Here is a 26,262-nt window from a genome sequence, read left to right on the forward strand (position 1 = left end):
TCAGACTCCCAGCGCTTCGTTCAGGGCCGCCATGCGGTCGGGCAGTTCGGCGGTTGGGAAGTTCTCCGTCACCACGCCATGATCCATCAGATAGAAGCGGTCTGCGACCTTGGCGGCAAAGCGGAAGTTCTGCTCGACCAGAAGGATGGTCATGCCGCGCTTCTTCAGTTCCACCAGCACATCGCCGATGCGCTGCACGATGACAGGCGCCAGACCTTCGGTCGGCTCGTCCAGCAGCAGCACCTTGACACCGGTGCGCAGGATGCGCGCGATGGCCAGCATCTGCTGTTCGCCGCCCGACAGCTTGGTGCCGGGGCTGTTGCGCCGCTCATGCAGGTTCGGGAAAAGCTCGTAAATCTCGTCCAATGACATCAAGCTCTGCTCGCCTTTTGCGACAACCGGCGGCAAAAGCAGGTTCTCATGCACGCTGAGCGTGGCGAAGATGCCGCGCTCTTCCGGCACGAAGCCAAGACCCGCATGGGCGATGCGATGCAAAGGCACGCGCATGATGTCTTTGCCCTCCAGCGTGATCGTGCCGGTGCGCTTGCGGATGATGCCCATGATGGCGCGCAAGGTTGTCGTCTTGCCGACGCCGTTGCGGCCCAGAAGCGTGATGGTTTCGCCCGGCCAGATGTCGAGATCGACGCCATGCAGGGCATGGCTTTCGCCATACCAGGCATTCAGCCCGCGCACGGACAGGAGCGGTTGGCCTTTATTCATGTTCGGTTCCCATATAGGCGGTGCGCACGCGCTCGTCCTTGGAGACGTCGGCATAGCTGCCGGAGGCGAGGATCTCGCCGCGTTGCAGCACCGTGACATGGTGGGCGATATCGGCCACCACCTTGAGATTGTGTTCCACCATCAAAACGGCGCGGTCCTTCGCGACATCGGCAATGAGGGCGGCAATGGTGTGAACGTCTTCATGGCCCATGCCAGCCATCGGCTCATCGAGCAGCAGCACTTTCGGATCAAGCGCCAGCGTGGTGGCGATTTCGAGCGCCCGCTTGCGGCCATAGGACAGATCGGCAGCCAGTGCATGACGGGCATCGGCAAGGCCGACGCGCTCCAGAAGCTCGACGGCTCTCGCATCCAGCCGGTCCAGCGCGGAAAGCGAACGCCAGAATTGCGTGGCAAGACCGTTCGGGCGTTGCAGCGCCACCTTGACGTTTTCCAGAACCGTCAGATGCGGGAAGGTGGCCGAAATCTGGAACGAACGCACCAGTCCCATCCGCGCCACTTTGGCCGGGTCGGTTTTGGTGATGGTTTCGCCCAGAAGCGTGATCTCGCCGCTTGTCGGCTGCAGAAACTTGGTCAGAAGATTGAACACCGTCGTCTTGCCAGCCCCGTTCGGGCCGATCAGCGCATGAACGCGGGCATGTTCCACATCAAGATCGACATTCTTCACCGCATAAAAGCCGCCAAACGACTTGCCCAAGCCGCGCGCCGACAAAACAGGACGCGCAGCGGTCCGCGATAGAGAAGTCGAGGTCGCCGGCCCTGCTTCACGCAGAGCCGTCACATTGCCAGTCGAAGCTGTCATCCAAAAAGCCTCTTACTGCGTCACAAGCGGGCAGCCGCCCTTGTCGAGCGGACGGAATGCTTCGTCACCGGGGATGGTGCGCAGAACTTTGTAATAGTCCCACGGACCTTTGGACTCCTCAGGCGACTTGACCTGAACAAGATACATGTCGTGAACCATACGACCGTCGGCGCGCAGCTTTGCATTGCGAGCGAAGAAGTCACTGATATCCATCGTGCGCATCTTGTCGAGCACGACCTTGCCGCTGGTGGATTTTGCCGCTTCGGACGCCTTGAGGTAATTCATGACAGACGAATAAACGCCTGCATGAACCATCGTCGGCATTTTGCCATTCATCCGTTCGCCGAAACGCTTCGACCAGGCACGGGTCTGGTCATCATAATCCCAGTAAAAGCCGGTGGTCAGTGTCAGGCCTTTTGCAGTTTCGAGACCAACGCTGTGAACGTCGGAAAGAAACAGCAACATGCCTGCGATCTTCTGGCCGCCCTGAGTAATGCCATATTCACTGGCTTGCTTGAGCGCGGTCATCGTATCGCCTGACGAGTTCGCAAGAGCAATCACGTCAGCGCCCGATGCTTGCGCCTGTAGCAGGAAGGAGGAGAAATCAGTGGTTTCACGCGGATGACGCACCGCACCCACCACTTCGCCACCGCTTGCCTTGACGGCTTCCGCTGTATCGCGTTCCAGCGCATGGCCGAAGGTATAGTCAACGGTAATGAAATACCACTTCTTGCCGCCCTCTTGCGTCATGGCGCGACCGGTGCCATTGGCAAGCGAATAGGTGTCCCAGGTCCATTGCGCCGTCGTTGGCGAACAGGCTTTGCCGGTCAGGTCCGAGGAACCTGCAGTGGACGCCAGAAACGCTATGTCCTTGTCACGTGTAATTTCCTGAACAGCCATGGCGACCGACGATGTCGGCACATCGATGATGGCTTTGACGTTCTTCTCGTCGATCCAGCTGCGCGCCAGCGTCGAACCGATATCCGGCTTGTTCTGATGGTCGCCGACGATGACTTCGATAGGCTCCCCATTCAGCTTTCCGCCGAAATCTTCTACCGCCATTTTTGCGGCCACGACCGAACCGTCGCCGGCAAGGTCGAAGTTCATGCCGGACATATCCGTCAGCACGCCTAGTCGAACCGGTTCTGCCAAAGCCGGGCTTGCGAGCATCATGGTGGCAAACGCACCCGAAAGCATCATTGATTTCATTTTCATGTTTTCCTCCTCCCAAATTATAACGGTGTCAGCCCGACTGGCTGCTGCTTTCCGCAATCAGTCTCGCCAGATAAAACTGGTCGGCTTCATAAGGCGCAGCCCAGTTGGCGCGGTGTTCTTGATCAATGGCTCTTTTCGTCATCCGCAAGGCCAAGGGTGGACATTCGGCGATGGTCTGCGCGAAGAGTTTGGCGGTTTCGACTGCACCGCCCGCCGGGGCAATCTTGTCGCAAAGACCCATATGAAGCGCGTCCTGTTCGCCGATCCGGTCATTAGCGAAAAGCGCCCGCTTGGCGCGCGTCGGGCCGATTAGCGATGACAGGAGGGGCAGCCCGCCCCAACCCAGCGTCATGCCCAGACGGACTTCCGGAAACTGAAAGAAGCCCCCCTCCGCCATAACGCGGAAATCTGCTGCCAAGGCCAGGATGCCGCCACCACCAACTGCCGGACCTTCAACCGCTGCAATGGTGATCTGCGGCAACAACCGCCACCGATCGCACATGACGCCGCCGAGCGACATGGCCGTGTGGCGTGCAACGGCGCCCGCACTGGTGCGCCACAGGTTCTCGTCTTTCAGATCGACGCCGCCGGAAAAGCGGCTTTCGGTTCCGGCGATGATAACGACCTGAACACTGTCATCCGCCGATAATTCGTCCGCTGCCTGGATGAGCGCCTTGATCGATTCCTCATTGAGAGCATTGGCCTTGCCGCCACGGTCATAGCGCGCCACCGCAATCGGTCCCTCGCGCTTGATATCGACTATGGCCATTTCCATCCTCCCAGATGTTTTCGCTTTGACATACTACCGAGTATGTTGCATATTCCAAACAGGTTTGCAACTGCCCTCTTTTGAAGGTTTAGTTGTGGCCGGGTAGGAGGAATTCAGAACATGACGCCAGACCAGCGCGCGCTCAACCGTAACCATTCCGTGTTGCGATATCTTCTCGATCAATATGCAGCCGAGCGCCCCACGGCACCATTCGTGCATTTTTGGCCGTCGACGGAGTGGGATTACAAGACGACCCGCGACCGCGTTCGCCAGCGCGCGGCAACGCTGCAATCCCATGGCGTAAAACGCGGCGATCACGTGCTTTGTTTTATGGGCAACGGCCCGGATCTGCTCACCACCTGGTTCGCGATCAACTATATCGGCGCAGTCTATGTGCCAATCAACACTGCAGCACTCGGTCGCCCTCTGGAACATATTCTGGACGATGCGGATGCACCGTTGATGATCGCCCACGCCGATCTGGTGGAACGATTGCTGGATGTCGCACCCGGCAAACTGCGCAAGGTTTTGGTGGTCGAAGGCTCTGTTAGCTGTGCAGTCGATGGTGTGGAAATTCTGCCTTTGTCTGACGTGGAAACAGTCAGCGAAACCGAACTTGTTCTCGACAAGCCGATTGAGCCGTGGGACACGCTTGCCATCATGTACACCTCGGGTACGACGGGCAACGCCAAGGGCGTCGTAACCTCATATGTGCAGCTTTATACGATGGGCCCGGACGCCTTTGACTGCGTCGATGAAACGGATCGCTGCATGATCTGCGGTCCGATCTTCCATTGCGGCTCTACCCTTTACGTCTACGCCATGCTGGCACGAGGCCTTTCCATCGGCATGATGCGCGAGTTCAAAACCCAGCATTTCTGGCAGGCCGTTCGGGATACCAACTCGACCTATTGCCTGTTGCTGGGCGTCATGGCGAGTTTCCTTCTGAAACAGCCGGTTTCATCGGATGATCGCAACCACCCGCTGCGGCGCGCCTTCATTACCCCGTTCGGCGAGGATGGCCCATTATTTGCGGAAAGATTCGGCGTCGAGGCATGGACCATCTACAACATGACCGAAATCGCCAGCCCGCTTGTTGCTGGACCCGGCATCACGCAAAAGGGAATCGCCGGAAAGCCGCGCCCCTGGTATCAGCTGCGCGTGGTTGACGAAAACGACATCGAAGTGCCGGATGGCACGGCTGGTGAACTGGTCATCCGCTCCGACCGCCCCTGGGCGTTGATGAAAGGTTATTACAACAATCCGAAAGCTACCGTCGAAGCCATGCGCAATGGCTGGTTTCACACTGGAGACAGCTTTCGCAAGGATGAAAACGGTGTCTATTTCTTCGTGGATCGCCTGAAAGACGTCATCCGGCGGCGCGGTGAAAATATCTCGTCCTTCGCTTTGGAGGCCGAAGTGCTTTTCCACGACACCGTCAAGGAATGCGCAGCTATCGCAGTCCCGAGTGAACTGAGTGAGGATGAAGTTCTGATCGCCGTAACCCCTGTCGAAGGGCAGGAAATCGTTGCGGGGGAACTGCTGGAGTTTCTCGCAGGTCGTCTGCCCCGCTTCATGGTGCCGCGCTATGTACGAATTTTGGAATCTCTTCCAAAAACCTCGAGCGGTAAAATTCAGAAACATGTACTACGCAGCGAAGGCATTACCGGAGATACGATTGATCGCGAGCTCAAGGTGAAGCGCGCGAGTTGATCTATCAAAATCGAAAGACCTGAACATCATGGAAAATTTTATCTTCAACACAACGCCATCCATCGTGCTGCAAACCGGCGGGCTGGCGAAGATTGTCGATATTGCCGGGCATTTGTTGGGCAAGCGCGTTGTTATCGTCACCGACAAAGGATTGCGTAAGCTCGGACTGCTGTCCCCAGCGACAAACGCCTTGGAGCAGGCGGGCATTGCCGTTTCGATCTTCGATGATGTGCAGGCCGACCCACCGGAAAGCAATGTTCTGGCGCTGAAGAACCAGATCGTCACCCACGAAGCGACTGGCGTTCTCGCCATCGGCGGTGGCTCATCAATGGATGTTGCAAAGGTTGCCGCCCTGTTGGCAAAAAGCGGTGAAACGCTGAACGACATTTACGGCGTGAACATCGCGCGCGGGCCACGCCTGCCGCTCGTGTTGGTGCCAACGACGGCGGGCACGGGATCGGAAGTCACACCGATATCAATCATCACCACTGGAGCATCGGAGAAGAAGGGCGTTGTCTCGCCCCTTCTATTGCCGGACATGGCGATTCTGGACGCGGATTTGACTGTCGGCTTGCCAGCAGCAGTAACCGCTGCCACCGGCATCGATGCGATGGTGCATGCCATCGAGGCTTATGCTTCAGCTTCCGCCAACAACAATCCTTTGTCGCGTTCGCTGGCGCGCAACGCCCTGCAACTGCTCGGCGCCAATATTCGCACTGCGGTCTTTGAGGGCGGCAACCGCGACGCACGCGCCGCTATGTTGCTCGGATCGTTGCTTGCCGGTCAGGCCTTTGCCAATTCTCCGGTTGCCGCTGTGCATGCACTCGCCTACCCGATTGGCGGGCATTTCCATGTGCCGCACGGCTTGTCCAACGCGCTCGTGCTTGCGCATGTATTGCGCTTCAACTTGCCGGAAGCCAGCCACATTTATGCGGAAATTGCAGCAGACGTTTTCCCGGAACTGAGCACCGTGTCGGCAGAAAAACGTGCTGAAGCCTTTGTCGAAAAACTGGCGGATCTCAGCCGTGAGCTCGGCGTGCCGCAGACATTGCGCGAAGTGAATATTACGGAAGACGATCTGCCCCTGCTTGCGCGCGACGCAATGAAACAGACGCGGCTTCTGGTCAACAATCCACGCAAGGTCACTGAGGCGGATGCCTTGGCGATTTATAAAGCCGCTTATTGATAGCGCCGCTGGTAACATCATGAAAAAGGCCGGTTTGACCGGCCTTTTTCGTATCTATCAGCAAATTTCGAACAGGCCCGCAGCGCCAATGCCGCCGCCAACGCACATGGTCACCACCACGTAACGTCCATTGCGCCGCTTGCCTTCGATGAGGGCATGCCCGGTCATACGCGCGCCCGACATTCCATAAGGATGGCCAATCGAAATAGCGCCGCCACTTACGTTCAGTTTTTCATTGTCGATACGAAGCTTGTCGCGGCAATAAAGCACCTGTGCCGCAAAGGCTTCGTTCAGTTCCCACAGATCGATATCATCGACCGTCAGGCCGTGCTGCTTGAGCAGTTTCGGTACGGCATAAACCGGGCCGATACCCATCTCGTCAGGTTCGCATCCGGCGACCGCCATTCCGCGATAAACACCAAGCGGAGAGAGGCCCCGCTTTTCCGCTTCCTTTGCTTCCATCAGAACAGATGCCGAAGCACCATCCGACAATTGCGAGGCGTTGCCAGCGGTAATAAAGCCACCCTGCGCTATCGTCTGCCCCCCGGAAAAGACCGGCTTCAACCCGCGCAAACCTTCTAGTGTGGTTTCGGGGCGATTGCCTTCGTCCATGGCCAGCTCAACGCTTTTTGCGGAGACCTCGCCCGTGGCCTTGTCCTTGACCAGCATGGTGGATTGGATCGGGACAATCTCGGCGTTCAGGCGGCCTGCGGCCTGTGCAGCCGCGGTGCGTTGCTGCGATTGCAGCGCATATTCATCCTGCGCCTCACGCGATATACCATAACGCGCTGAAACGATCTCCGCCGTCTCGATCATGCTCATATAAGTGGCGGGCAGATGCTCCGTCAGCCAGGGATCACGCCAGCGATAGACGTTCATATGCTCGTTCTGCACGAGTGAGATCTGCTCCACACCACCGCCGATAGCAATCGTCATACCATCGCCGGTGATCTGCTTGGCGGCTGTTGCGATAGCCATCAGCCCCGACGCGCATTGACGATCCATAGACTGACCCGGAACTGAAACCGGAAGGCCAGCCCGCAACAAGGACGTGCGGGCGATATTCATGTGGGTCGTGCCTTGCTGAAGCGCAGCACCGAGAACCACATCCTCTACTTCCGCGCCATCAATGCCCGCGCGCTCAACCGCAGCGGCAATCGCGTGACCCGCCAGCGCTGGCGCAGACGTGTCGTTAAAGGCTCCGCGATAGGCTTTGCCAATCGGTGTGCGCGCAGTTGATACTATGACAGCTTCTCTCATCAAAACTCCTCCACTGACGCCGAAACGTAAAGCCTGTCGGCCAATTCTTTCAATTCCGGAGTCAGCGGAACCGGCCGTCGCGTGTCTCGGTCTACATAGACATGCACATATTCACTTACAGCGGCGGTCAACTCTTCGTCATCCTTGAAGATGCCAAAACCCCACAGCAGACTGGTATTGCCGATATGCTCGACGCGAACCCCGACAACGACATTGTCAGGATAGGAAATTTCGGAGAAATAATTCGTTGAATTGCGCGCAACGATACCAATGGGTGTAGAGCCGTTCAACTCCAGAGCACCAGACGCAATCAGCGACCGGTTCAATGCCGCATCGCAATATTGCATATAGACGACATTGTTGACGTGGCCGTAAATGTCCATGTCGCTCCAGCGCGTCTGCATATCGTAGAACTCCCGATAGGCTGACCGGGGTTCAGCCTTCGGTCGGGGTTTTGACGCCGTCATTCGATAACCTCATTAGCGCGGGACGTCGCGATGATGCGGTCCACATGCGCCAAACCGGCATCCGTCTCGATGAAATTAGTCATGTCATCGATCTTTGAGAAAGCAGCCGCAACGGCTTCCGGTGTCCGCTCGCCTTTCGGCAGATAAACGCCTTCACTTTCCACAATCGCCATACGGGCCACAGTTCCCGCACCAGCCAGAAGCACAGTGCGGCTTGGCGCCTGTTCACTGACGAGGAAGAGAGCAGCCGGAACGACGTTTTCGGGTGCGAGGCGCACCAGCATCTCGTCATCCAGCACATCGCCGGTCATGCGCGTTGCAGCAGTCGGGGCAATCGCATTGACATGAATGTCGTATTTGTCGCCTTCAAAATGCAACACATTCATCAGGCCGACGAGGCCTGCCTTGGCCGCACCATAGTTGGACTGGCCGAAATTCCCATAAACGCCAGACGTAGAGGTCGTCATCAGGATGCGGCCATAGTTCTGGCCTTTCATGACGTCCCACACCGCCCGGCTGGCATTGGCCGAGCCAATAAGATGCACGTCAACCACGGCGCGAAAATCGGCCATATCCATCTTCGCGAAGCTCTTGTCGCGCAAGATCCCGGCATTGTTGATGAGAATATCGATGCGACCGAATTCTTCGACCGTGCGCTTCGCCAGCGCCTGCATGTCTTCGAACTTCGTGACGTTGCCGGCGTCGGCAATGGCGACACCGCCCTTGGATCGAATTTCCGCAACGACCTTTTCGGCTGCCTCCGATGCCCCCCCGGTGCCGTCGCGGCTGCCACCGAAATCGTTCACGACGACCTTTGCGCCGCGCGCTGCCAGTTCGAGGGCATAAGCGCGCCCAAGCCCGCCGCCCGCACCCGTTACAATTGCAACACGATTTTCAAAAGAAATGGCCATGTGATCTTCAACCTACTGTCAGTATGAGCCAGTCAGCGGCGAGTGCTGGCTTGGTTTCGTCTTTGATTTCAACGGTCGCTGCAAGAGTCTGGAGCTGACCGTTACCCTTCGGCTGCACCGATTTGGAACTGAATACGCCACGGATGGAAGAACCCACCTTCACCGGCGAAAGGAAGCGGACTTTGTCGAAGCCATAGTTGATTTCAACCGTACCGGCTGCAACTTCCGGCAAAACCTCGCGGCTGAGCTTGGTCAACAGGCCGAGCACAAGAAACCCGTGTGCGATGGTGCCACCGAACACACTTTCAGTCGCTGCGCGTTCGGGGTCTGTATGAATGAATTGATGATCGTCGATCACATCCGCAAACCGATCCACAAGCTGCTGATCGATCTTGATCCAGTCCGAGTACAGGAGCTGGCTTTCTGCGTTTGCGGACCGCGCAGACGCAGCAGAATTAGGCTGTATTTCCAAATTTATGTCCTCCAAGCGCTGAAAAATGGAACGCGGTCGCATTAATCAACAACATACTGAGTAGTATGCACTTGAACATCGCTTTGTCTAGTGGCATTTTCCTTACGAAATTTGCTAGGCTTGGTTGCCGCTTACCTACGCATAAATCGGAGTAGCAGATGGCTGACAGCCGCCGATCTAACCGCACGGACAGTACAGGGAATGTCGTGATCCTGGAAACAGCCGCCCAGTGTTTCATGGAACAAGGCTTTTCGACCACAAGCATTGATGATGTGGCGCGCAGGATGGGCTCCACCAAGGGGCGTATCTATCACTACTATTCTTCCAAGACGGATTTGTTCTTCGACGTGCACCGCGAAGGCATGGAACGACTGTTCAAGGCCGTTGAGCCGGCTATGACGCTGAATGGCTCAGGCCTGTACCGGCTTGAAGAGATGCTCACCGCTCACGCGCTTGCCATGATGAACAACGTCGCTTTCGAAGCTGTGGTGGTGCAAGGCGTTCACATGCACAAGCTCGCGGCGACCACACCCGACCAGCGCAGAACGCTCAACGAGCTGATCTCGATCAGACGCCGGTTTGAGGATTTGTTCAAGCAGGTCATTCGCGAAGGCATCGAGGACGGCAGCATTCGCCATGTCGACGTGTCGATAGCGGCCAAGGCCGTGCTCGGCGCCATCAACTGGCTGTCGATCTGGTATCAACCCAGAAGCGTCGATACCGACGCCGACAGGATAGCCCTGGCCAAAGAAATTGTGGGCATACAGATCAAAGGGCTGCATTCGTAAGAGACAACCGACCGCCTCCCACGAATGCGCCATCGATTGCTTTAAGAGCTGAACTGGCGAATTTCATTTCGTTGTGACAAAACGATCCAGTTTGCCGAGTGTCTCCATCCCCAGCTCGATCGCTCCGAAGCCCTTGGCATCCTGGAATTCAGCCGCTGTGCTGAAGACCATTCCCAGGGTCACTTTCGTGAACCCGTCCTGATCCTCGAACGCGGCCCATGCATCGGCATGTTTCGGCCCGTTCTCACCCCACAAAAGCGTATAGCCCAGCCGTTCCTCCGGCCTGACCTCACAATAGCGGTGGTGGTTCGGATAGGCTGTGCCGTCCGGGCCGATCATGTCGAAAACCCATTCGCCGCCCTGACGAAGATCGATCCTCTTTGTGCGACACGAAAAACCTTCCGGCCCCCACCAAAGCGGCAACGTCTCGGGGTTCATCCATGCCTTCCAGACAACCGCTCGCGGTGCCCGTATGATTTTCTGCAGTACCATCGTGCGCTCGGCGGCTTGTGCCAGATTGTCTAGACCCGCGCCGAAGCCTTCGCTATAGCCCGCCTCCATATTCCCGGCCAGCGAAGACAGCTGAACCGTCACCGCCACACTGCTGCGTTCCCCCTTATCGGCAAAGGTGGCCGTGACCAATGCTGCCGATTGCTTCACGCCTTCGCTGGAGATCACTTCGTAATTCACGCTGCGCAACGCGGGCTGCAATTCGAGCCAGCCACATTCGCAGCGAATGTCGGGCTGACCTTTCACCCTGCATAGCGAAACCTCGCGACCGCCGATCCGTGTGTCGGCTTCCGGAAATTCCACTTCGACGGCAGAGTTTGGCGCAGCCCAGACCGCCCGCGCGGCGGGAGCGGTCCACGCCTGCCACAGAACGGATACCGGCGCCGCCACGTTCCGCTCAAAGGTAAGCATTGCAAAACGACTGTCACCTGCTGCTGCTACGCCCACGCTACCGGGCTTCTCAATCCGTGTCATTCTTGCGCTCCTCCATCACATTCATCACAAACGCATCCAGCCGATCCAGACGTGCTTCCCAAATGGCGCGCTGTTCATCCATCCAACTGCGCGCTGGCTCCATAGCTTCAGGGCGGATAGCGCAGGTACGTATTCGTCCATCCTTCGATGAGACGATCAAACCGGCCTCTTCCAGCACGGAAAGGTGTCGCATCACCGTCGGCAGGCGCAGCCCCGTCGGACCAGCCAATTCCGTCACCGCTGACGGCCCACCGGCCAAACGGGTCAGTATCGACCGTCGTGTCGGGTCTGCCAACGCGTGGAACAATAATGAAAGATCTGGATCATGCTTAGCCATATTGCTAACTATTCAGATATCGGAACAATGCGCAAGAGAAAACTTCGCCAATCAGCTAAGTTTTCTCTTGCGCTGTTACTTTGCGTCCCGGCTATGAGAAACAGCTAGCCGCAATATGCGCGACTGATTTTGCCGGTCGTGGCGTCTGTTTCGATGGTGATGCGCTCCTGCCTGAAATCCATTGTAACCGGGTCGCCGGGCTTCACTTGGCGGACGATGGTTGCGCCTGTCAGCTGCATGGCGGCGTCGTCGGTAAGTCTATCCATGCCAGCGAGGGTTTCTGCGACATCTTTTTTGCAAATTCCAGCCTGAGCTTCGGGCGCAGCCGGGACTTGTTCTTTTTGACATGCTGATACGACAAGCACCAGCACCGCACCGGACAACAAAAATGAGCGACGCATGAAATCCATGATCAAGATATCCTTTCAGAACGAACCATCTGCCACCGGAATAGCGCTATTGCGAAACACCAGCAGCCTTATGACCGTTGATAATCTCGCTCAGATGACTGGAACCTGAACGCAGGACGATTTCCTGTTGGCGCAGCAAATCAGTATCGATATGTTTTGCCGGAATAGCGATCGGTATCAGGATGGAACTATGAACCTGCATAATGGAAGCATATGGGCGCGGTTCCGCTCTGCCTTGCTCCCATTTATCATATGGCTTCTGCTTAATCTTCTGGTAATCGGCGGCCTTGCAGTCTATCAGCGATCCGAATTGTTGTCCGAACTCCAGGCGGCCAGTTTCACGTTACATCGTGAAGCTTCTCAACGTGCGGTTCAGCATGATGCCCATTTGACTGCGCTTTCGACGATAGCGCAATCCAAGGTGCGGACTGCCGAACTCTCACAAGACGACGTGTTTCTCGAAGTCGCTACGACCATCACACGTTTCTATCCACGGATCGATGAAATTCAACTTGTGCCGATCGACCCGTCAGCGCCTGTCACTGGCACAAGACGGCTGGAACCGGAGCTGACCGCAACCATACGAGCGGCGGCACTTTCATCGAGCGGCATTCCGAAATTGATCACACCAGCGGCGCGTCCCGGGCATTACATGATTGTAAAGCGCAGCCCGAATAACGACGATCCCCACGATGGACTGGCGCCATCGATAAATGCTGACGCCCTGATCAGCTCGGACGACACTTTCTGGCGTCGCAGCGGTGTTGCGCGGCGACTTCTGATGCCGGATGGAACAATTCTTTTCAGCAACCCAGTATCATTTGGCGCAGCGCTCTTTTCCAAGCAATTGGGAAGCGCCTCTCAACCGCTTCTTTTCGAAACTGCCATGAATGTGGGATGGGCGGCTCTGCTGCCTCTGGACCAGTTGATTCCGATCCTCGTTCTCACAAACCTGCTTTTCTTCGGGGGGCTGGTCATCATTCGCCAAATCAAACGCACACGCCATGCGGAGCGTCGCGCAGAACTGAGCGGCCTTGAAGCCCGCCTGGCCCATGCATCGCGCGTCAACACGATGGGTGAAATGGCAAGCGGCATGGCGCATGAATTGACGCAGCCGCTGACCGCGCTTCTCGCTGGGGCGCAGGCCGGACGCCGCCTGTTGAGCCGCAACAACACAACGGCGCTTGCGAGTGCGCTTGACGATATGGTGGATCAGGCGCGCCGCGCTTCGGCCATTCTGGATCGGTTGCGCAACTGGTCGCGTCCGCAACGCAGGGAAAACATCAAAGCCGACCTGCGCCTTTCACTGCAAAATGTACAAACCTTGCTGGCCTCAGAAGCAAAACGGCAAAGTGTCGGGTTAGACCTCCTGATGCCTGAAAGCCCTTTGTTGGCCGCAGTAGACCCGGTGGAAATGGAGCAGGTAATGTTCAATCTTCTGCGCAATGCCATCGAGTCTTTTCGTGACACCGACGATGATCGTGATCGGCACGTAACAGCGTCGCTTAAAACGGAAGGAAGCATGGCGGTTCTGGAGGTTCAGGATAACGGCCCAGGTGTCGCGCCCGAACTGCTGCCTCGCCTTTTCACGCCGTTTACGACAAACCGTCCCGAGGGAACCGGCCTTGGACTTGCGCTGAGCCAACGTCTGGTTGAACACTTCGGCGGCGAGATTTCCTATATCCCACAGGAACACGGCGCGCTATTTCGCGTGGTGCTTCCGATGGCTGCCGACAGAGAAAGTTGAAATTAATGGTTCAGCCTGTTTACCTCGTCGATGACGATGCAGCAGTCAGAAAGGCCCTCAGCCTTCTGCTCTCGACCATAGATATCGAGGTTAAAACTTTTGCCGATCCGTCTGCATTTCTGGCGCAATTGCCACGACTGACGCCCGGATGCCTGATTTTCGACATTCGTATGCCGGTGATGACGGGCCTTAAACTGCAGGAGGTTTTGGCTGCGCAGGAAATCGACTGGCCTGTGATCATTATTTCCGGCCACGGCGATATCGAAGCCTGTCGCCGCGCTTTTCGCAATGGCGCTGTAGATTATCTATCCAAACCCGTCGATGAGCAGGACCTGATCGATGCGATCCAGAAAGCCCAGCAATTGCTGGACCACAAGCTGGGCAGCAAGGCGCTGAGAGCCGAAACGCTTGCCTTGCTCGATATGTTGACAGCACGCGAGCGCGAGGTGCTGGACCGTATTGCGCAAGGCTTCACCACCCGGCAGATTGCGGATGGTCTTGGGTTATCTCCACGCACCATCGACAGTCACCGTGCAGCCATTGGCGTGAAACTGGGCACCACATCGCAAGCGGAAATGACTCGCCTATGGCTCGAAGGAAGTGCAAATCCGTAGAACTACGGATAAGATCGCAAAGGCTACGGATTCAGTTTCAGGGCGGGCAGAGTTAGATCACACCCATCGAAACCGAGGAACGACCATGATCCGCAAACTTGCTATTATCGCTCTGTCGCTGGCTCCGGCTACCGCTTTCGCTCAGACCCTTCCCACGACGCCCTATCTGCCGCTCGATCTGGCAACCAAAGCCGCTCAGGCTGCACTCGATGCATGTGTCGCCAAGGGCAACAATGTGAGCGTCGCAGTTGTTGCGCGTGATGGATCGACGAAGGTGCTGCTGAAAGCCGATCTTTCCGGCCCGCACACTGGCAACAGCGCCACAGGAAAAGCGTTCACGGCGGCAGCTCTTGGCCGTGACTCCGGCGAACTCGCAGAATTTATCGCGTCGAAGCCAGCCAATAGCGGCATGCGGGATATGGATTCACGCTTCGTCATCCAGGCGGGCGGGCTGCCGATCAAGATCGGCGATGCGCTAGTGGGCGGAATTGGCGTCGGCGGCGCACCGTCGGGCGCAACGGATGCCGAATGTGCACTTGCCGGCATCCAGGCAATCGTTGCTAAATAAAGAACAGTCGGGGCCGCAGCTAAGCGGCCCTAATCTTTTCTGGCAGGTCAGCCACTGTTGCCTTGAAACGAGGTTCCTTTTCATAGATGAAGGCGGGATAATCCGCGCCTACGGACTCTGAACGGGAAACTTTGACGACTGTTACGATTTACCACAGTCCGAAATGTGGCACTTCTCGCAACACACTGGCTATGATCCGCGCCAGTGGAGAAGAGCCGGTCATCATCGAATATGTTCAAAATCCGCCTTCACGCGAACGACTGGCTGAATTGCTCACCGCAATGCAGATGACACCCCGCCAGCTCCTTCGGGAAAAAGGCACGCCTATGCAGAATTGGACCTCTCCGATCCCAAATGGACGGATGATGAGCTGATCGATTTCATGATGGCGCATCCGATCCTGATTAATCGTCCGATCGTTGAAACGCCACTTGGCGCCAAACTCTGCCGTCCATCAGAACTGGTCCTCGATATTCTCGAAAGCCCGATTGCGTCCTTTACCAAGGAAGACGGCGAACAGATCACCTATCAAAGAAAATAACGGTCAACGTCGAACGTTGCTGAAGCCATGCCGGATTTGTGCGACATTTCACCCGAGCATCTTGATAAAAAAAGCCACTTTGGTACTAAAAGAAGGCCATTACACAATCAGGATGTGATCAAGAATTTTTATATGACGAATATTTTTCAAATCTTGCTCAATATTTCCAACGGTTTGAAGAATGTGTCGGCATTTCCTCTCATGATGGATGCCAGATCAGACGATGCCATTGGGTTGCTGCACATCTAGGTTTGCAGCGACCCCGACACTCCCATCACTAAGAAACATCTAGTTCGCACTGGCAGGGCCAGTCGTTCTTTTCAACGTTTGGGTTTTGAAATGGCTATCTGGACTGAGTTGGCGCGGGCCGGCAATGACGCTGGCGACGAAATATTGTTGCGACAAAGAGGCGATATCTACGAAATTCGATATAACGGGTTGGAATTGATGTCGAACGTCAATTTCCAATCGGAGATTGTTCTCGCTGAACGTTCACTGCGCTTCTTAAATCACACGCCCAAGAGAATTCTCATCGGTGGGCTTGGCATGGGTTTCACGCTTCGAGCAGCGCTCGATTTTGTTCCGCAGGACACGCAGATAACCGTGTGTGAACTCATTCCCGAAATTGTCGAATGGAACCGTTCCCTCATCGGTCATCTGGCCGACCATCCAATTCGGGATCATCGTGTTGAACTTCAGGTTGGCGACGTCATGGAGACGTTACGACAGCGGCCTGCGGCATATGATTTGATTTTGATGGATACCGATAATGGTCCTGATTTTCTCGTAAGAGAACAGAACAATGCGATTTATTCTGGAAGCGGCCTCGCCCTCCTGGGAGGAGCTCTGACCCCGACAGGGGCGGCAAGTTTCTGGTCGGCAACCACATCGTCAAAGTTCGAGAGAATGCTAAATGCGGAACGATGGAACTGGAACCGTCACGACATATGCCTGATAGGTGGCAGAGCCGATGCGTTTCATTATGTCTATTCTGTCAATCGAAGCGCGGATACTGTTCAACAATCCCGAACGAACAGCAGTCCGCGCCAACCAGTCAGCGCCTGACAATTCCATAGGGAGGAAGGCGGCTTACCGCTGTCTTCCTTCCATCATCTGCATATCTCGCACTGCTGCAAAGGCGAGGTCGGCGAGCGGCCCGGTCGCAAATTCTACTTCCACAGTATAATACGCTAGGCGTTCAGCGCATCGGATGCTAAATCCTCCATAGAAAGACATGACGACCACGGAAACTCGAGACGCAGCGATGATGAATCACGAATCCCATGACCCAGGCGGCAAGGTTCGCTTGAAGGTTAAACCGGAGATCAGAGGCGACGCAGTCTTTTCCGAATGCGGTCGATACCGTCGTCTTCTGACGCGCGAATGGGACGGTGGAGATAAAGACGGATATGTGCTCTGGATCGGCATGAACCCCAGCACTGCAGCCTATGATGTGGACGATCCAACGGTTTTCAAAGAGCAGAAGTTTACGCGCCGCTGGGGCTACAGCCGCTATGTAAAATGCAACGTGATGGATTATCGCGCCACGCATCCAAAAATGTTGCTGGAAGAAGGCGTTGTTCCTTGCACCGAGGAGAATGTTCAGACAATTCTCGAACAGGCCAAACATGCAGCAATCGTGGTGATGGCCTATGGATCACTGCACAAGAAGTTGGCGCATCATGGCGAGCTCATCACGAATGCGCTGCGCAACAACAATATTAAGCTCCATGCGCTGAAGATTACAAATAATGGCTCGCCCGGCCACCCGCTTTATTTGAAGGATACGAGCGAATTGATCGCTTATTGAAACACGAACGATGTTCGGCTGGACACAAAAAATATTATCGATCCGGGGAGCGGTTGATGCGCAAAACCGGCACCACAGACCAACGATAGAAAGACGGAAAATTGGCCAAGAACCCTCCCCGCAATCAGGCTGGTTTTGCAACGCGCGCGATCCATATCGGTCAGGAACCAGATCCTTTGACCGGAGCCGTGATCCCTCCGATCTACCATGCAACGACATATGTGCAGGACGGGATTGGAGCGAGCAAGGGTTTCGACTACACCCGCAGCGGCAATCCAACCCGAAATGGTCTGGAACGCTGTCTGGCAGACCTTGAAGGTGCAGAAGCCGCGTTCGTTTTTCCCAGCGGCCTTGCTGCAGCGGCGACATTAATTGAAGCGCTCCCGGCGGGATCGTCGATATTGGCGCATAACGATCTCTATGGCGGTGTCTATCGACTGCTTGCCGACGTCAAGCCGGTCACGGCAGCGCATAATGTCAGTTTCGTGGATTTTTCCGACGAAGCCGCTCTTCGCCAGGCCGTCACCGATCACAAGCCTGCTCTGCTCTGGTTTGAAACACCATCCAATCCTACGCTGCGCATCGTTGATCTTTCTCTGGTCGCGGAACTCGGCAACACGGCTGGCGCGATCACGGTTTGCGACAGCACCTTCTCCTCGCCAGCTGGCCAGCGCCCGATCGACTACGGAATTGATGTGGTCGTCCATTCGGCAACGAAAATGCTGAACGGGCATTCCGATCTTCTCGGCGGAGTGGTTGCGGTCTCTTCGAACGCTCCCGCAGGGCTTGCAGAACGCGTCAAATATTTGCAAAACGCGCTCGGTTCCGTGATGTCGCCGACCGATTGCGCTCTTTTGCATCGCTCGCTGAAAACCTTGGAAATTCGCAGCATCCGGCAATCGGAAACCGCGCTGAAGCTTGCAACCCATCTCGAACAAAAAGCTGACGAACTGGGGCTGACCAAGGTTGTATATCCCGGTCTGGAAAGCCACCCGCAGCATAAACTGGCGGCAAATCAGATGATCAATTTCGGTTGCGTCATCTCCATTGAGGTTGCAGGTGACCTTGCGCGCGTCCAACGCATCTTGACTTCGACCCGCTATTTCCACTTCGCTGTCAGCCTTGGAAGTGTGGAAAGCCTCATTCAGCACCCGTTTTCATTGACCCATGCGGTTGTGCCAGAAGACCAGAAGAATGACCTGGGCATTGGCGCGCAGCTCATTCGCATCTCTATCGGTCTGGAAGACCCGGAAGATCTGGAAGCCGACCTTGTGCAGGCATTGATAAATAACCGCTGATCGGTTTTTCGAATGGAAGTAAAGTGGCGAGGCGGCCCCAGCTATCCGCCCGCCATTTTGCTTCAAAGCCAATCAAACCCCGCATCAGCGACGCTGTGGATGCATCGCACCTGTCGGAACATTTTTCCAGCGAGACTGTTGATCTACTCATCTTTCAGCGATGAGGATAGAGCAATGAAAAAGTTCATTATCGCGATAGCTTTTGCAGTCGCCTCGACTGCAGCGTCTGCGCAAACACCCGGCATGCCGACCCAATCGGGCGGACAGGAACCTGAGGTGCCGGGAAACCCGCCGCCTTCGTCCAATCAGCAGCCTGCTGCACCAGAGAACGTACCCGTTCCTGAAAAAGCGAAACCACCAAAACATGATCGTAAAGACCGGATTGAGAAGCACACAAAGTGTGTGCCAGGTCAGGACGCGAAGAAATGCAGGGACGAACAGCGCGGTCGCAAGTAATCGGCTATCTGTCGTCATTCCTTTTGGAACAATCTCCGTATCGCGCGGTTTGGTAGGGCTATTTCGCTTCGCGTCTGTGCGTAGCGGACCAAGCACTTCATTCGAATGAGCGCATTGATGCCGGAGGAAAAGACATGCCCGCAAAATCGAAAGCACAGCAACAGGCCGCCGGGGCGGCCCTCGCCGCAAAACGCGGAGACAAAGCCAAAAGCAGCTTGCAAGGCGCGTCCAAGCAAATGGAAAAATCCATGAACGAGACGGAACTCGAGAAAATGGCTTCCACCAAGCAAAAGGGAAAGCCGAAACACGCATCCAAATCCTGAACGTCAACCTGCAAGAATTATCGGGACGATGAAACATTTAGTGGCCTGATGGGTTGGGCAGGCCTGTCGCTGTAACGGAGCGGCATCCACATCTGAAACACCAAATGGAGAGTTGGAAATGGCCAGAACCAAGCAACGCACACTTGAAGACCTCTTTTACGATACGCTGAAAGATATCTACTATGCTGAGCGCAAGATATTGAAAGCGCTACCAAAAATGGCGCGCGCCGCCGAAGGCGAAAAGCTCAAGAATGCTTTCATGAAACATTATGAGCAGACGGAAGGGCATGTCGAACGCCTGCAGCAATGTTTCGAAATTCTTGGAAAGCGCGCTCAGGGCAAAACATGCGAAGCGATTGAGGGTATCATTGCCGAGGGCGAAGAGATTATGGATGAATTTTCCGAGACCCCCGCTCTGGATGCAGGCCTGATCTCTGCCGCGCAGGCGGTTGAGCACTATGAAATAACCCGTTACGGCACCCTGAAGCGTTGGGCACAAACATTGGGCTACAATGATGTGGCCAAGCTGCTCGATCAAACCTTGCAGGAAGAAGGCCAGACCGACAAGGACCTGACCCAGCTTGCTGAAACGTCAGCCAATCGTCACGCCGAAGCTGCCTGAGTTTAATGGACAGCTACGAGAAAATTTGCGTCGTCAGCCAGTCTTCCGACAGTCGGCATAATGTTGCCAGTGTCGAGGCCATCGCTGAACGGTTGGCGAAACTGACGGGCATCCGTCTCGGTTCCACTGTGCAGCATTTCGACGACGCAGTGCGGACATTCTTTGTGCCGACTTTCTCGCTTATCCGACACAGCCACCCCGAACTCGACGCCGATCAGTTTTGGGGTGGCTGTGTGGATCAGGAATTCATGACGACCAAACTGGCGACACACCCCGCCTGGACCGAAGAAGACGCTCTGCCGACCGGCTGGATGCCCCAATTCGCGAAGGATCTAGAAGGTGCTGCCCTCTCCGGTTACTCCGTTTTCTCGCATGACCATGCTGCGCAAGCGGGTGCGTTTCTTCTCGACAAGCGAAAGATCCGATTGAAAGATCCCTATGCATCGGGCGGCAAAAAGCAAAGTGTCTTTCAAAACAACCACGAACTGGACCTGTTTCTTCAAACGCTTTCGGAAAGCGATATCGCTAGAGGAATGGTAATTGAGGAAGATATTGAAAACTCATCGACTTATTCGGTTGGGCAGGTCAGTCTTGCCGGTCTGACCATGAGCTATCTCGGTCGCCAATATACCGCGAGCGACCTCAATGGCGAGACCGTTTATGCGGGAAGTCGGCTCTATGTGGCACGCGGAGGCTGGGATGCATTGCGAATTCGACTGCGCATGCCTGTCGCCCATCGAATTATCGATGGCGCGCAACGCTACGACACCGCCGCCGAACAGCATTTCGGCCTCGTCGCCTCGCGTAAAAACTATGACGTTCTGGTCGGTCCCGTGACGGAAGATGGCTTTTGCTGCGGGGTGCTAGAGCAATCATGGCGAGTGGGCGGGGCTTCTCCCGCGGAAATCCTCGCTCTGGAGGCGATGACTGCGGACAGTTCCGTCAGCGCCTAGAAGGTTGTCGCACGCGAGACTTACGGTGCAGAACCGCGGTTCGCAGCCGATGATTTTGTTGTGTATGCGGGCGAGGACGATATCGGCCAGCCGCTCCATAAATATGCACGAATAGAGAAACTCTATCATGATCCGTAATGCTACCACCATTGATGTAGACCAAGGCCAACTGGACGCCACGGTCATCTCACCGGACACAACCATTCCAGGCGTTTTGTTTCTCCACGGCTGGGCTGGCAATCAGGAACGCGATATCGAACGGGCTAAATCAATTTCGGAACTCGGTTGCGTTTGCCTGACATTCGACATGCGCGGTCACGGACATACAGTCACCAGCAACAAGACCGTAACGCGCGGAGAGAATCTCGATGATGTCATTGCCGCCTATGACCGGCTGGCAAGCCTGAAGATCGTCGAGGATGGTTCGATTGTCGTCGTCGGAAGCAGCTATGGCGGTTATCTGGCGACGCTATTGACGGAATTTCGGCCCGTCAGGTGGTTGGCTCTCAGAGCCCCTGCCCTTTATCGCGACAGTTATTGGCAATTGCCGAAAGCGCAACTCGATAGGGTTGATCTCCAATCCTATCGCTCGGCGTTGATCGGAGCAGAGGACAATCGAGCGCTGCGTCAGGCCCGAGAGTTTCGCGGGGACGTCCTGCTCGTTGAGTCCGAACATGATACAATTGTACCCCATCCGACCATCGCCAGTTATCAAAGCGCTTTCATCCATTCTCATTCACTGACCCTGCGTATGCTGGATGGTGCAGACCACGCTCTTGAGGACGCTGTTCACCAGAAGACTTATAACCATCTTCTGACACGCTGGATCAGGGAAATGGTTCTCGGCGCCCGTTAGAATACAGCGTAAAACCAGAAACTTACGGCCATTATCCAACTCTGTTGGATCAAAACACAAGGCAGTGGAACATCCTAGCCTCTCGCTGGTTAGGACACCTCTCACGATGAAGGGAGGAATTCCATGAAAAGCTCAGTCCGATATCCAGCAGGCGCTGCTTTTGTTCTTATTGCCACCACTGCCTTCGCCCAAACGGCACCCTCTGATGAGCCGCAAACCCCTGCGGTTACAACGCCAGGCGAGACCAATCCGAACGCACCCGTTCCGGGCAAGAACAGTTTCACCGAAGAGCAGGCAAAGCAGCGTTTCACCGACGCAGGTTACACCAACATCATGAACCTCAAACTGGGCGAAGATGGCATCTGGCGCGCCGAAGCGGCGCGTGATGGACAGCCCTTTAAAGTTCAGCTCGACTTTCAGGGCAATGTAACCACGCAATAAAAACGCAGCCCTAACCGAACGAAGGAGATGACAATGGTACATGTCACCGGTCTTTTCGATAATCATGACGAAGCGCTCGACGCTGTCCGGGCACTGCAAGAAGCAGGTATTTCAGCTGACGATATCAGTCTCATATCCAACAATACCAACGGCCAATATGCCGATGATGCTGTCAGAGAAGATCAATCCACCATTGCCGGGGTGGAAACTGGCGCTGGTGTCGGAGCTGTTGCGGGTGGTGGAGCCGGACTGCTGACGGGGCTGGGACTGCTTGCAATTCCCGGTGTCGGGCCCGTCGTTGCCGGCGGTTGGCTCACAGCCACCCTCGTCGGGCTGGTCGGTGGTGCAGCTGCAGGCGGTGTTGCGGGAGGCATTGTCGGAGCGCTGATGGAAAGCGGCATTCCGGAGGAAGAAGCGCAAGCCTATTCCGAAGCGATCCGCCGGGGCAGCACGCTGGTCGTCGTTCGGTGCGACGAAGAGGACCGTCAGAAAGTGGAAGCGATTTTCGACGAGTGGGCGCGTGTGGACATCCGGAAACGGCGCAATGCTTATGTCGATGAAGGTTGGGAAGGATTCAGCGCTTCTGGGGCGCCTTACACATCCGACCAGATCGAGCAAGAACGCCGCCGATGGACATAATTTAGAAGTGGAGCAGCCAGCATGAAGGAGGTTACTCCCAAGGATGCCCGGCAAGGCCGGAAGGGAAGCCGGATTTTCCTGATACTTATTGTCAGTCTCGTGCTGGCGATGATTGTCTGGGCGGCGGTCGAATCTTACGGCCAGTTGACCCCCGGCAGGGGTTTCATGGATGACAACAGCAAGCCGCCCGCATCCACGGAATCGAAACCTCCTGCTTCGGCAACGGGCGCGCAATGACACGTCCGGCAACAAAAATTACGGAGGCTACCCTGGCCTCCGTCCGGCATGAAGCGCTTAGCTGCAGGCGTTGCGAGCTATACAAAAATGCGACGCAAACAGTCTTTGGCGAAGGGCCGGTGGGAGCCGGTATCATGTTCGTTGCAGAACAGCCGGGAGATAAGGAGGATCAAGGGGGGCGCCCCTTGATCGGTCCGGCAGGGCAGATGTTTGAACGCTGCCTCGCGGAAGTAGGCCTTTCACGCGATCGTTGCTATCTCACCAACGCGGTCAAACATTTCCGACATATTCAGCGGGGCAAGAAAAGGCTCCATCAGCGCCCTTCTACCAGCCATATTGAGGCGTGTCGCTGGTGGCTCGAGCAGGAGATCGAACTGGTCCACCCGCAACTTATTGTGGCGCTGGGAGCGACTGCCGCGCAATCCCTGTTGGGGAAGCCAGTTCGGATAGCGGACATGCGCGGGCGCTTGCTCGCTTACGGTGAGCATATCCAATTGCTCGTCACCATCCACCCTTCCTACCTGCTGCGGCTACGAAGCCGACCGGATTTCGAGAAAGAACGCGCCTTGTTCCTCAAAGAGCTCGCGATGGCTGCGGATTTTGCCAATTAATCCGAACTCTGGACAAACGTGAAGTTTGTTACAACGACAGCACGGAACATCGGCGCGCCGGTCGGGTTAGGCTTATGTCACGCGCGACACAACAACCTTGGAAAGCATGAAACCCACCGGAAGGAAAGATAATGGCCCAGAGTCATACACCAAGCCATACCCAGGGTGGCACCCACGAACAACATGTCAAGGCTGGTCAGCAAAGCCATAAGAACGACGGCAAGCAGGCTAGCGGTGGCAATAATCAGCAGTCTTCCTCACGCGGCGGCTCACACGAGCAGCATGTGAAGGCGGGGCAGCAAAGCCACAAGAACTCGTGACAAAAAAGGGGCGGCATAAGCCGCCCCACACTCAAACCGAACCGTTGGTTCGGAAAGGTCAGACTGATGTCTTGCCCCCTCCATTCCGACTACACGTTGGAACCGGACGAGCTTGTTGATATGATCCCGGCATTGCGCGCATTTGCGCGCACTTTTTATAGCCAACGGGAAGATGCCGAAGATCTCGTACAGGAAACGCTCGTTAAAGCCCTGGCAAACCGGGAGAAATATATCCCTTATTCCCCGCTGAAATCCTGGCTTTTCACCATTATGCGCAACACATTTTGCACCCGCATCCGGTTGCAAAAGCGAGAAGCGCCCGGTGTTGCCGAATGTATATCGCCGACCGCAAGCGTCGGTGCTTCACAGGAATATACGCTCGAAGCACATGATGTGCAGATCGCGCTTAAAACCTTGCCACAGAAATATCGCCGTGTGCTTTCGCTGGTGGTGCTGGAAGGTAAAAGCTATGAACGTACAGCTGAAATTTGCGCTTGTTCGATTGGTACAGTGAAAAGCCGTCTGCATCGCGCCCGCCATAAGCTGCACGATATCGTCGATGGTTGATGAACGAAAAACTGTCGAACTGCCTGTTCATAGCGTTTTGATTGAAGCGCAAAACCATCGCCCGATATCTTGCGTTTTGCCTTCGGACATGACTAACTAACTACTTGTTATGATAAGTCTAAATGATAGGGCCATGTATTCATTTTCGGGCAAGCGCATTCTCGTTTTCGAAGACAGTTTTCTTCTTTCGGAGGAAACCGGTCGCAAACTTGGTGCGATTGGTGCTGTAATTCTTGGCCCCGTCAACACGACCGAGCAAGCGCTCCATTTTCTCCAAAACGAAGAAGTCGACGCCGCTATACTTGATGTGGCGCTGGAGCCGGCAACTGTATTGCCGCTTGTCGATGCGCTTGAAACGCGATCGACGCCGTTCATTTTCGCCCTGTCCATGAATCCGGCGAGTGATAACAAGGGCTTTACCGGCTTCGTACTGAGTAATCGTGACAATGATCTGTCGGTCATTGCCGAAGCTCTTTTTCGTCGTCGCGGTCTGGAACAGTAGTCCCGAACGTCACGGACACATTCTACGCCACATGATGGGAACACCGGAGGATTCCGGTGGTTAGATCCGAAGCGATAATAATGCTGAGGAAGGACAACCCGTTATGAATAAACAATATCCCGCCCCTCCCTTCGATACGCCGCATCAGGCCATGCCAGGCTTGACGGAAAAGATGAATCCCAAGCCTGATCATGGCGAAGCAAGCTACAAGGGTTCCGGCAAGCTGGAAGGACGAAAAGCCATCATCACGGGCGGCGATAGCGGGATCGGACGCGCCGTAGCTATCGCCTTTGCACGAGAAGGTGCTGATGTTCTGATCGCCTATCTTCAGGAAGAGGCCGATGCGCTTGAAACGCGGTCGCTGATCGAGGCAGAGGGCCGCAAGGCCGTTTTGATGAAATGCGATATTCAGCGTTCCCAGACCTGCCGGGAAATTGCAGAGCGCGCCGCCAAAGAATTTGGGCAGATCGATATCCTGGTCAATAATGCCGCGCATCAGGCCAGTTTTAACGCGTTGGAAGATATCAGCGATGAAGAATGGGATCTGACCTTCCGTGTGAACATCCACGCAATGTTCTATCTGACAAAGGCCGCCCTGCCTCATATGAAACCGGGATCCGCGATCATCAACACGGCTTCGATCAATTCGGATATGCCCAACCCAACCTTGCTGGCTTATGCAACGACAAAGGGCGCTATCCAGAATTTCACTGCTGGGCTTGCGCAATTGCTGGCTGAAAAAGGCATTCGCGCCAATGCGGTGGCGCCGGGTCCGGTATGGACGCCCCTGATCCCTTCCACATTGCCGGAAGAGGCTGTTGCATCATTCGGCAAACAGACGCCGATGAAACGACCCGCCCAACCTGCGGAACTTGCCTCCGCCTTTGTCATGCTGGCAGATCCACTATCGAGCTATACGTCAGGCGCAACCATTGCAGTCACGGGCGGAAAGCCGATTCTCTAAAAGAAAGCGCCCGCTTTAAGCGGGCGCTTCAATCGGGAGGATCCGTCTGTAAAGAATGGGGCGAAGGCTGTGTTCCAGCATCGTCATCGGTGGAAGGATAAAATAGAGACCCTACCACCAGAAGCAACACCACACCGATGG

The 26,262-nt window shown here is 55.7% G+C and carries 33 protein-coding genes and 1 pseudogene; 23 read left to right on the plus strand and 11 right to left on the minus strand.

Going from position 1 to position 26,262, the window contains the following annotated elements; genetic code table 11:
- The 4 genes from WIX40_RS19195 to WIX40_RS19210 are packed head-to-tail and all read right to left on the minus strand — an operon-like array spanning window position 1 to window position 3,524.
- On the minus strand, window positions 1-720 hold the full coding sequence (locus WIX40_RS19195) for an ABC transporter ATP-binding protein (RefSeq protein WP_339441498.1): 720 nt from the start codon (window positions 718-720) through the stop codon (window positions 1-3).
- On the minus strand, window positions 713-1,540 hold the full coding sequence (locus WIX40_RS19200) for an ABC transporter ATP-binding protein (RefSeq protein WP_109369605.1): 828 nt from the start codon (window positions 1,538-1,540) through the stop codon (window positions 713-715). The genes WIX40_RS19195 and WIX40_RS19200 overlap by 8 nt, the downstream gene beginning before the upstream one ends.
- Window positions 1,541-1,552: 12 nt before the next feature.
- Window positions 1,553-2,755, minus strand: a complete 1,203-nt coding sequence (locus WIX40_RS19205; RefSeq protein WP_339441500.1) for an ABC transporter substrate-binding protein — start codon at window positions 2,753-2,755, stop codon at window positions 1,553-1,555.
- Between the two features lie 28 nt (window positions 2,756-2,783).
- Complete coding sequence (locus WIX40_RS19210) at window positions 2,784-3,524, minus strand: enoyl-CoA hydratase/isomerase family protein (RefSeq protein ID WP_339441502.1); 741 nt, start codon at window positions 3,522-3,524, stop codon at window positions 2,784-2,786.
- A 120-nt stretch (window positions 3,525-3,644) separates the two neighbouring features.
- On the opposite strand from WIX40_RS19210, the gene WIX40_RS19215 reads away from it, so the two are divergent.
- Complete coding sequence (locus WIX40_RS19215) at window positions 3,645-5,237, plus strand: AMP-binding protein (protein WP_121538915.1); 1,593 nt, start codon at window positions 3,645-3,647, stop codon at window positions 5,235-5,237.
- Between the two features lie 28 nt (window positions 5,238-5,265).
- Entirely contained in the window at window positions 5,266-6,423 is a 1,158-nt protein-coding gene (locus WIX40_RS19220; RefSeq protein WP_109365921.1) for an iron-containing alcohol dehydrogenase, read from the plus strand.
- Window positions 6,424-6,480: 57 nt separating this feature from the next.
- Here the strand turns inward: WIX40_RS19220 and WIX40_RS19225 are convergent, their stop codons facing one another.
- From WIX40_RS19225 to WIX40_RS19240, 4 genes are read right to left on the minus strand one after another with little or no spacing between them, the layout of a single operon-like run.
- Window positions 6,481-7,683, minus strand: a complete 1,203-nt coding sequence (locus WIX40_RS19225) for an acetyl-CoA C-acyltransferase (protein ID WP_339441504.1) — start codon at window positions 7,681-7,683, stop codon at window positions 6,481-6,483.
- Complete coding sequence (locus tag WIX40_RS19230; RefSeq protein WP_094513360.1) at window positions 7,683-8,150, minus strand: acyl-CoA thioesterase; 468 nt, start codon at window positions 8,148-8,150, stop codon at window positions 7,683-7,685. Before WIX40_RS19230 ends, WIX40_RS19225 begins: the two co-directional genes overlap by 1 nt.
- The gene (locus WIX40_RS19235; protein ID WP_121538918.1) at window positions 8,147-9,061 is read right to left on the minus strand and encodes an SDR family NAD(P)-dependent oxidoreductase; all 915 of its coding nucleotides are present in this window, start codon (window positions 9,059-9,061) and stop codon (window positions 8,147-8,149) included. Before WIX40_RS19235 ends, WIX40_RS19230 begins: the two co-directional genes overlap by 4 nt.
- 7 nt (window positions 9,062-9,068) lie before the next feature.
- Window positions 9,069-9,527: a MaoC family dehydratase gene (locus WIX40_RS19240; protein WP_371830930.1), complete on the minus strand. Its 459-nt coding sequence runs from the start codon at window positions 9,525-9,527 to the stop codon at window positions 9,069-9,071.
- A gap of 164 nt (window positions 9,528-9,691) precedes the next feature.
- Here WIX40_RS19240 and WIX40_RS19245 point away from each other — a divergent pair, with 164 nt between their 5' ends.
- Window positions 9,692-10,321, plus strand: a complete 630-nt coding sequence (locus tag WIX40_RS19245) for a TetR/AcrR family transcriptional regulator (protein ID WP_339441508.1) — start codon at window positions 9,692-9,694, stop codon at window positions 10,319-10,321.
- A gap of 63 nt (window positions 10,322-10,384) precedes the next feature.
- Here the strand turns inward: WIX40_RS19245 and WIX40_RS19250 are convergent, their stop codons facing one another.
- The 3 genes from WIX40_RS19250 to WIX40_RS19260 form a co-directional block, all read right to left on the minus strand.
- Complete coding sequence (locus tag WIX40_RS19250; RefSeq protein ID WP_339441510.1) at window positions 10,385-11,305, minus strand: SRPBCC family protein; 921 nt, start codon at window positions 11,303-11,305, stop codon at window positions 10,385-10,387.
- Window positions 11,292-11,642: an ArsR/SmtB family transcription factor gene (locus tag WIX40_RS19255; RefSeq protein ID WP_109365916.1), complete on the minus strand. Its 351-nt coding sequence runs from the start codon at window positions 11,640-11,642 to the stop codon at window positions 11,292-11,294. The genes WIX40_RS19250 and WIX40_RS19255 overlap by 14 nt, the downstream gene beginning before the upstream one ends.
- Window positions 11,643-11,746: 104 nt before the next feature.
- Window positions 11,747-12,052, minus strand: coding sequence for an I78 family peptidase inhibitor (locus WIX40_RS19260; RefSeq protein WP_235942894.1), 306 nt, complete (start codon window positions 12,050-12,052; stop codon window positions 11,747-11,749).
- Between the two features lie 190 nt (window positions 12,053-12,242).
- Here WIX40_RS19260 and WIX40_RS19265 point away from each other — a divergent pair, with 190 nt between their 5' ends.
- From WIX40_RS19265 to WIX40_RS19360, 20 genes and pseudogenes are all read left to right on the plus strand, one after another.
- Complete coding sequence (locus WIX40_RS19265; protein WP_339441511.1) at window positions 12,243-13,799, plus strand: sensor histidine kinase; 1,557 nt, start codon at window positions 12,243-12,245, stop codon at window positions 13,797-13,799.
- 5 nt (window positions 13,800-13,804) lie between these two features.
- On the plus strand, window positions 13,805-14,413 hold the full coding sequence (locus tag WIX40_RS19270) for a response regulator transcription factor (RefSeq protein ID WP_121538922.1): 609 nt from the start codon (window positions 13,805-13,807) through the stop codon (window positions 14,411-14,413).
- A gap of 85 nt (window positions 14,414-14,498) precedes the next feature.
- Window positions 14,499-14,981, plus strand: coding sequence for a GlcG/HbpS family heme-binding protein (locus WIX40_RS19275; RefSeq protein WP_109365913.1), 483 nt, complete (start codon window positions 14,499-14,501; stop codon window positions 14,979-14,981).
- 191 nt (window positions 14,982-15,172) lie between these two features.
- Window positions 15,173-15,522 (plus strand): annotated as a pseudogene (locus WIX40_RS19280) (arsenate reductase family protein).
- 339 nt (window positions 15,523-15,861) lie between these two features.
- Window positions 15,862-16,587 carry a spermine/spermidine synthase domain-containing protein gene (locus WIX40_RS19285; RefSeq protein WP_339441514.1) on the plus strand — a complete coding sequence of 242 codons (726 nt, stop codon included), beginning with the start codon at window positions 15,862-15,864 and terminating at the stop codon, window positions 16,585-16,587.
- 169 nt (window positions 16,588-16,756) lie between these two features.
- Entirely contained in the window at window positions 16,757-17,332 is a 576-nt protein-coding gene (locus WIX40_RS19290) for a DUF1643 domain-containing protein (RefSeq protein ID WP_235892044.1), read from the plus strand.
- A gap of 101 nt (window positions 17,333-17,433) precedes the next feature.
- Entirely contained in the window at window positions 17,434-18,630 is a 1,197-nt protein-coding gene (locus WIX40_RS19295; RefSeq protein ID WP_339441516.1) for a trans-sulfuration enzyme family protein, read from the plus strand.
- Between the two features lie 174 nt (window positions 18,631-18,804).
- On the plus strand, window positions 18,805-19,086 hold the full coding sequence (locus WIX40_RS19300; protein WP_339441518.1) for a hypothetical protein: 282 nt from the start codon (window positions 18,805-18,807) through the stop codon (window positions 19,084-19,086).
- A 134-nt stretch (window positions 19,087-19,220) separates the two neighbouring features.
- Window positions 19,221-19,409, plus strand: a complete 189-nt coding sequence (locus WIX40_RS19305; RefSeq protein WP_339441520.1) for a DUF3008 family protein — start codon at window positions 19,221-19,223, stop codon at window positions 19,407-19,409.
- 118 nt (window positions 19,410-19,527) lie between these two features.
- Window positions 19,528-20,031 carry a YciE/YciF ferroxidase family protein gene (locus tag WIX40_RS19310; RefSeq protein ID WP_339441521.1) on the plus strand — a complete coding sequence of 168 codons (504 nt, stop codon included), beginning with the start codon at window positions 19,528-19,530 and terminating at the stop codon, window positions 20,029-20,031.
- 5 nt (window positions 20,032-20,036) lie between these two features.
- Window positions 20,037-20,984 carry a DUF3182 family protein gene (locus WIX40_RS19315; protein WP_339441523.1) on the plus strand — a complete coding sequence of 316 codons (948 nt, stop codon included), beginning with the start codon at window positions 20,037-20,039 and terminating at the stop codon, window positions 20,982-20,984.
- A gap of 127 nt (window positions 20,985-21,111) precedes the next feature.
- Window positions 21,112-21,840 (plus strand): alpha/beta hydrolase family protein, encoded by a 729-nt coding sequence (locus tag WIX40_RS19320; protein ID WP_339441525.1) that lies wholly within the window; start codon window positions 21,112-21,114, stop codon window positions 21,838-21,840.
- Window positions 21,841-21,963: 123 nt separating this feature from the next.
- Window positions 21,964-22,281 (plus strand): PepSY domain-containing protein, encoded by a 318-nt coding sequence (locus WIX40_RS19325; protein WP_339441526.1) that lies wholly within the window; start codon window positions 21,964-21,966, stop codon window positions 22,279-22,281.
- 33 nt (window positions 22,282-22,314) lie between these two features.
- Window positions 22,315-22,920: a hypothetical protein gene (locus tag WIX40_RS19330; protein WP_339441528.1), complete on the plus strand. Its 606-nt coding sequence runs from the start codon at window positions 22,315-22,317 to the stop codon at window positions 22,918-22,920.
- A gap of 21 nt (window positions 22,921-22,941) precedes the next feature.
- Window positions 22,942-23,157, plus strand: coding sequence for a hypothetical protein (locus WIX40_RS19335; protein ID WP_124916021.1), 216 nt, complete (start codon window positions 22,942-22,944; stop codon window positions 23,155-23,157).
- A complete protein-coding gene (locus WIX40_RS19340; protein ID WP_124916022.1) occupies window positions 23,154-23,768 on the plus strand; it encodes a UdgX family uracil-DNA binding protein in 615 nt (204 codons plus the stop codon). The genes WIX40_RS19335 and WIX40_RS19340 overlap by 4 nt, the downstream gene beginning before the upstream one ends.
- A 131-nt stretch (window positions 23,769-23,899) precedes the next feature.
- A complete protein-coding gene (locus WIX40_RS19345) occupies window positions 23,900-24,088 on the plus strand; it encodes a hypothetical protein (protein ID WP_109365901.1) in 189 nt (62 codons plus the stop codon).
- Window positions 24,089-24,154: 66 nt separating this feature from the next.
- Window positions 24,155-24,655 carry a sigma-70 family RNA polymerase sigma factor gene (locus WIX40_RS19350; protein WP_339441531.1) on the plus strand — a complete coding sequence of 167 codons (501 nt, stop codon included), beginning with the start codon at window positions 24,155-24,157 and terminating at the stop codon, window positions 24,653-24,655.
- 133 nt (window positions 24,656-24,788) lie between these two features.
- Entirely contained in the window at window positions 24,789-25,157 is a 369-nt protein-coding gene (locus WIX40_RS19355) for a response regulator (RefSeq protein WP_235859007.1), read from the plus strand.
- Window positions 25,158-25,260: 103 nt separating this feature from the next.
- Window positions 25,261-26,121, plus strand: coding sequence for an SDR family oxidoreductase (locus WIX40_RS19360; protein WP_339441533.1), 861 nt, complete (start codon window positions 25,261-25,263; stop codon window positions 26,119-26,121).
- The last annotated feature ends 141 nt before the right edge of the window (window positions 26,122-26,262 follow it).

It is taken from the genome of Ochrobactrum teleogrylli, assembly GCF_037482325.1.
Taxonomy (GTDB): Bacteria; Pseudomonadota; Alphaproteobacteria; order Rhizobiales; family Rhizobiaceae; genus Brucella; species Brucella teleogrylli.

Coding starts and splice junctions, on each gene's coding strand:
- WIX40_RS19220 (WP_109365921.1), top strand. CDS start 5,266: ATGGAAAATTTTATCTTCAACACAACGCCATCCATCGTGCTGCAAACC.
- WIX40_RS19205 (WP_339441500.1), bottom strand. CDS start 2,755: ATGAAAATGAAATCAATGATGCTTTCGGGTGCGTTTGCCACCATGATG.
- WIX40_RS19340 (WP_124916022.1), top strand. CDS start 23,154: ATGACACGTCCGGCAACAAAAATTACGGAGGCTACCCTGGCCTCCGTC.
- WIX40_RS19215 (WP_121538915.1), top strand. CDS start 3,645: ATGACGCCAGACCAGCGCGCGCTCAACCGTAACCATTCCGTGTTGCGA.
- WIX40_RS19355 (WP_235859007.1), top strand. CDS start 24,789: ATGTATTCATTTTCGGGCAAGCGCATTCTCGTTTTCGAAGACAGTTTT.
- WIX40_RS19255 (WP_109365916.1), bottom strand. CDS start 11,642: ATGGCTAAGCATGATCCAGATCTTTCATTATTGTTCCACGCGTTGGCA.
- WIX40_RS19195 (WP_339441498.1), bottom strand. CDS start 720: ATGAATAAAGGCCAACCGCTCCTGTCCGTGCGCGGGCTGAATGCCTGG.
- WIX40_RS19320 (WP_339441525.1), top strand. CDS start 21,112: ATGATCCGTAATGCTACCACCATTGATGTAGACCAAGGCCAACTGGAC.
- WIX40_RS19260 (WP_235942894.1), bottom strand. CDS start 12,052: ATGGATTTCATGCGTCGCTCATTTTTGTTGTCCGGTGCGGTGCTGGTG.
- WIX40_RS19290 (WP_235892044.1), top strand. CDS start 16,757: ATGACGACCACGGAAACTCGAGACGCAGCGATGATGAATCACGAATCC.
- WIX40_RS19325 (WP_339441526.1), top strand. CDS start 21,964: ATGAAAAGCTCAGTCCGATATCCAGCAGGCGCTGCTTTTGTTCTTATT.
- WIX40_RS19305 (WP_339441520.1), top strand. CDS start 19,221: ATGCCCGCAAAATCGAAAGCACAGCAACAGGCCGCCGGGGCGGCCCTC.
- WIX40_RS19200 (WP_109369605.1), bottom strand. CDS start 1,540: ATGACAGCTTCGACTGGCAATGTGACGGCTCTGCGTGAAGCAGGGCCG.
- WIX40_RS19245 (WP_339441508.1), top strand. CDS start 9,692: ATGGCTGACAGCCGCCGATCTAACCGCACGGACAGTACAGGGAATGTC.
- WIX40_RS19275 (WP_109365913.1), top strand. CDS start 14,499: ATGATCCGCAAACTTGCTATTATCGCTCTGTCGCTGGCTCCGGCTACC.
- WIX40_RS19250 (WP_339441510.1), bottom strand. CDS start 11,305: ATGACACGGATTGAGAAGCCCGGTAGCGTGGGCGTAGCAGCAGCAGGT.
- WIX40_RS19210 (WP_339441502.1), bottom strand. CDS start 3,524: ATGGCCATAGTCGATATCAAGCGCGAGGGACCGATTGCGGTGGCGCGC.
- WIX40_RS19360 (WP_339441533.1), top strand. CDS start 25,261: ATGAATAAACAATATCCCGCCCCTCCCTTCGATACGCCGCATCAGGCC.
- WIX40_RS19345 (WP_109365901.1), top strand. CDS start 23,900: ATGGCCCAGAGTCATACACCAAGCCATACCCAGGGTGGCACCCACGAA.
- WIX40_RS19225 (WP_339441504.1), bottom strand. CDS start 7,683: ATGAGAGAAGCTGTCATAGTATCAACTGCGCGCACACCGATTGGCAAA.
- WIX40_RS19265 (WP_339441511.1), top strand. CDS start 12,243: ATGAACCTGCATAATGGAAGCATATGGGCGCGGTTCCGCTCTGCCTTG.
- WIX40_RS19235 (WP_121538918.1), bottom strand. CDS start 9,061: ATGGCCATTTCTTTTGAAAATCGTGTTGCAATTGTAACGGGTGCGGGC.
- WIX40_RS19285 (WP_339441514.1), top strand. CDS start 15,862: ATGGCTATCTGGACTGAGTTGGCGCGGGCCGGCAATGACGCTGGCGAC.
- WIX40_RS19300 (WP_339441518.1), top strand. CDS start 18,805: ATGAAAAAGTTCATTATCGCGATAGCTTTTGCAGTCGCCTCGACTGCA.
- WIX40_RS19335 (WP_124916021.1), top strand. CDS start 22,942: ATGAAGGAGGTTACTCCCAAGGATGCCCGGCAAGGCCGGAAGGGAAGC.
- WIX40_RS19310 (WP_339441521.1), top strand. CDS start 19,528: ATGGCCAGAACCAAGCAACGCACACTTGAAGACCTCTTTTACGATACG.
- WIX40_RS19315 (WP_339441523.1), top strand. CDS start 20,037: ATGGACAGCTACGAGAAAATTTGCGTCGTCAGCCAGTCTTCCGACAGT.
- WIX40_RS19350 (WP_339441531.1), top strand. CDS start 24,155: ATGTCTTGCCCCCTCCATTCCGACTACACGTTGGAACCGGACGAGCTT.
- WIX40_RS19330 (WP_339441528.1), top strand. CDS start 22,315: ATGGTACATGTCACCGGTCTTTTCGATAATCATGACGAAGCGCTCGAC.
- WIX40_RS19230 (WP_094513360.1), bottom strand. CDS start 8,150: ATGACGGCGTCAAAACCCCGACCGAAGGCTGAACCCCGGTCAGCCTAT.
- WIX40_RS19270 (WP_121538922.1), top strand. CDS start 13,805: ATGGTTCAGCCTGTTTACCTCGTCGATGACGATGCAGCAGTCAGAAAG.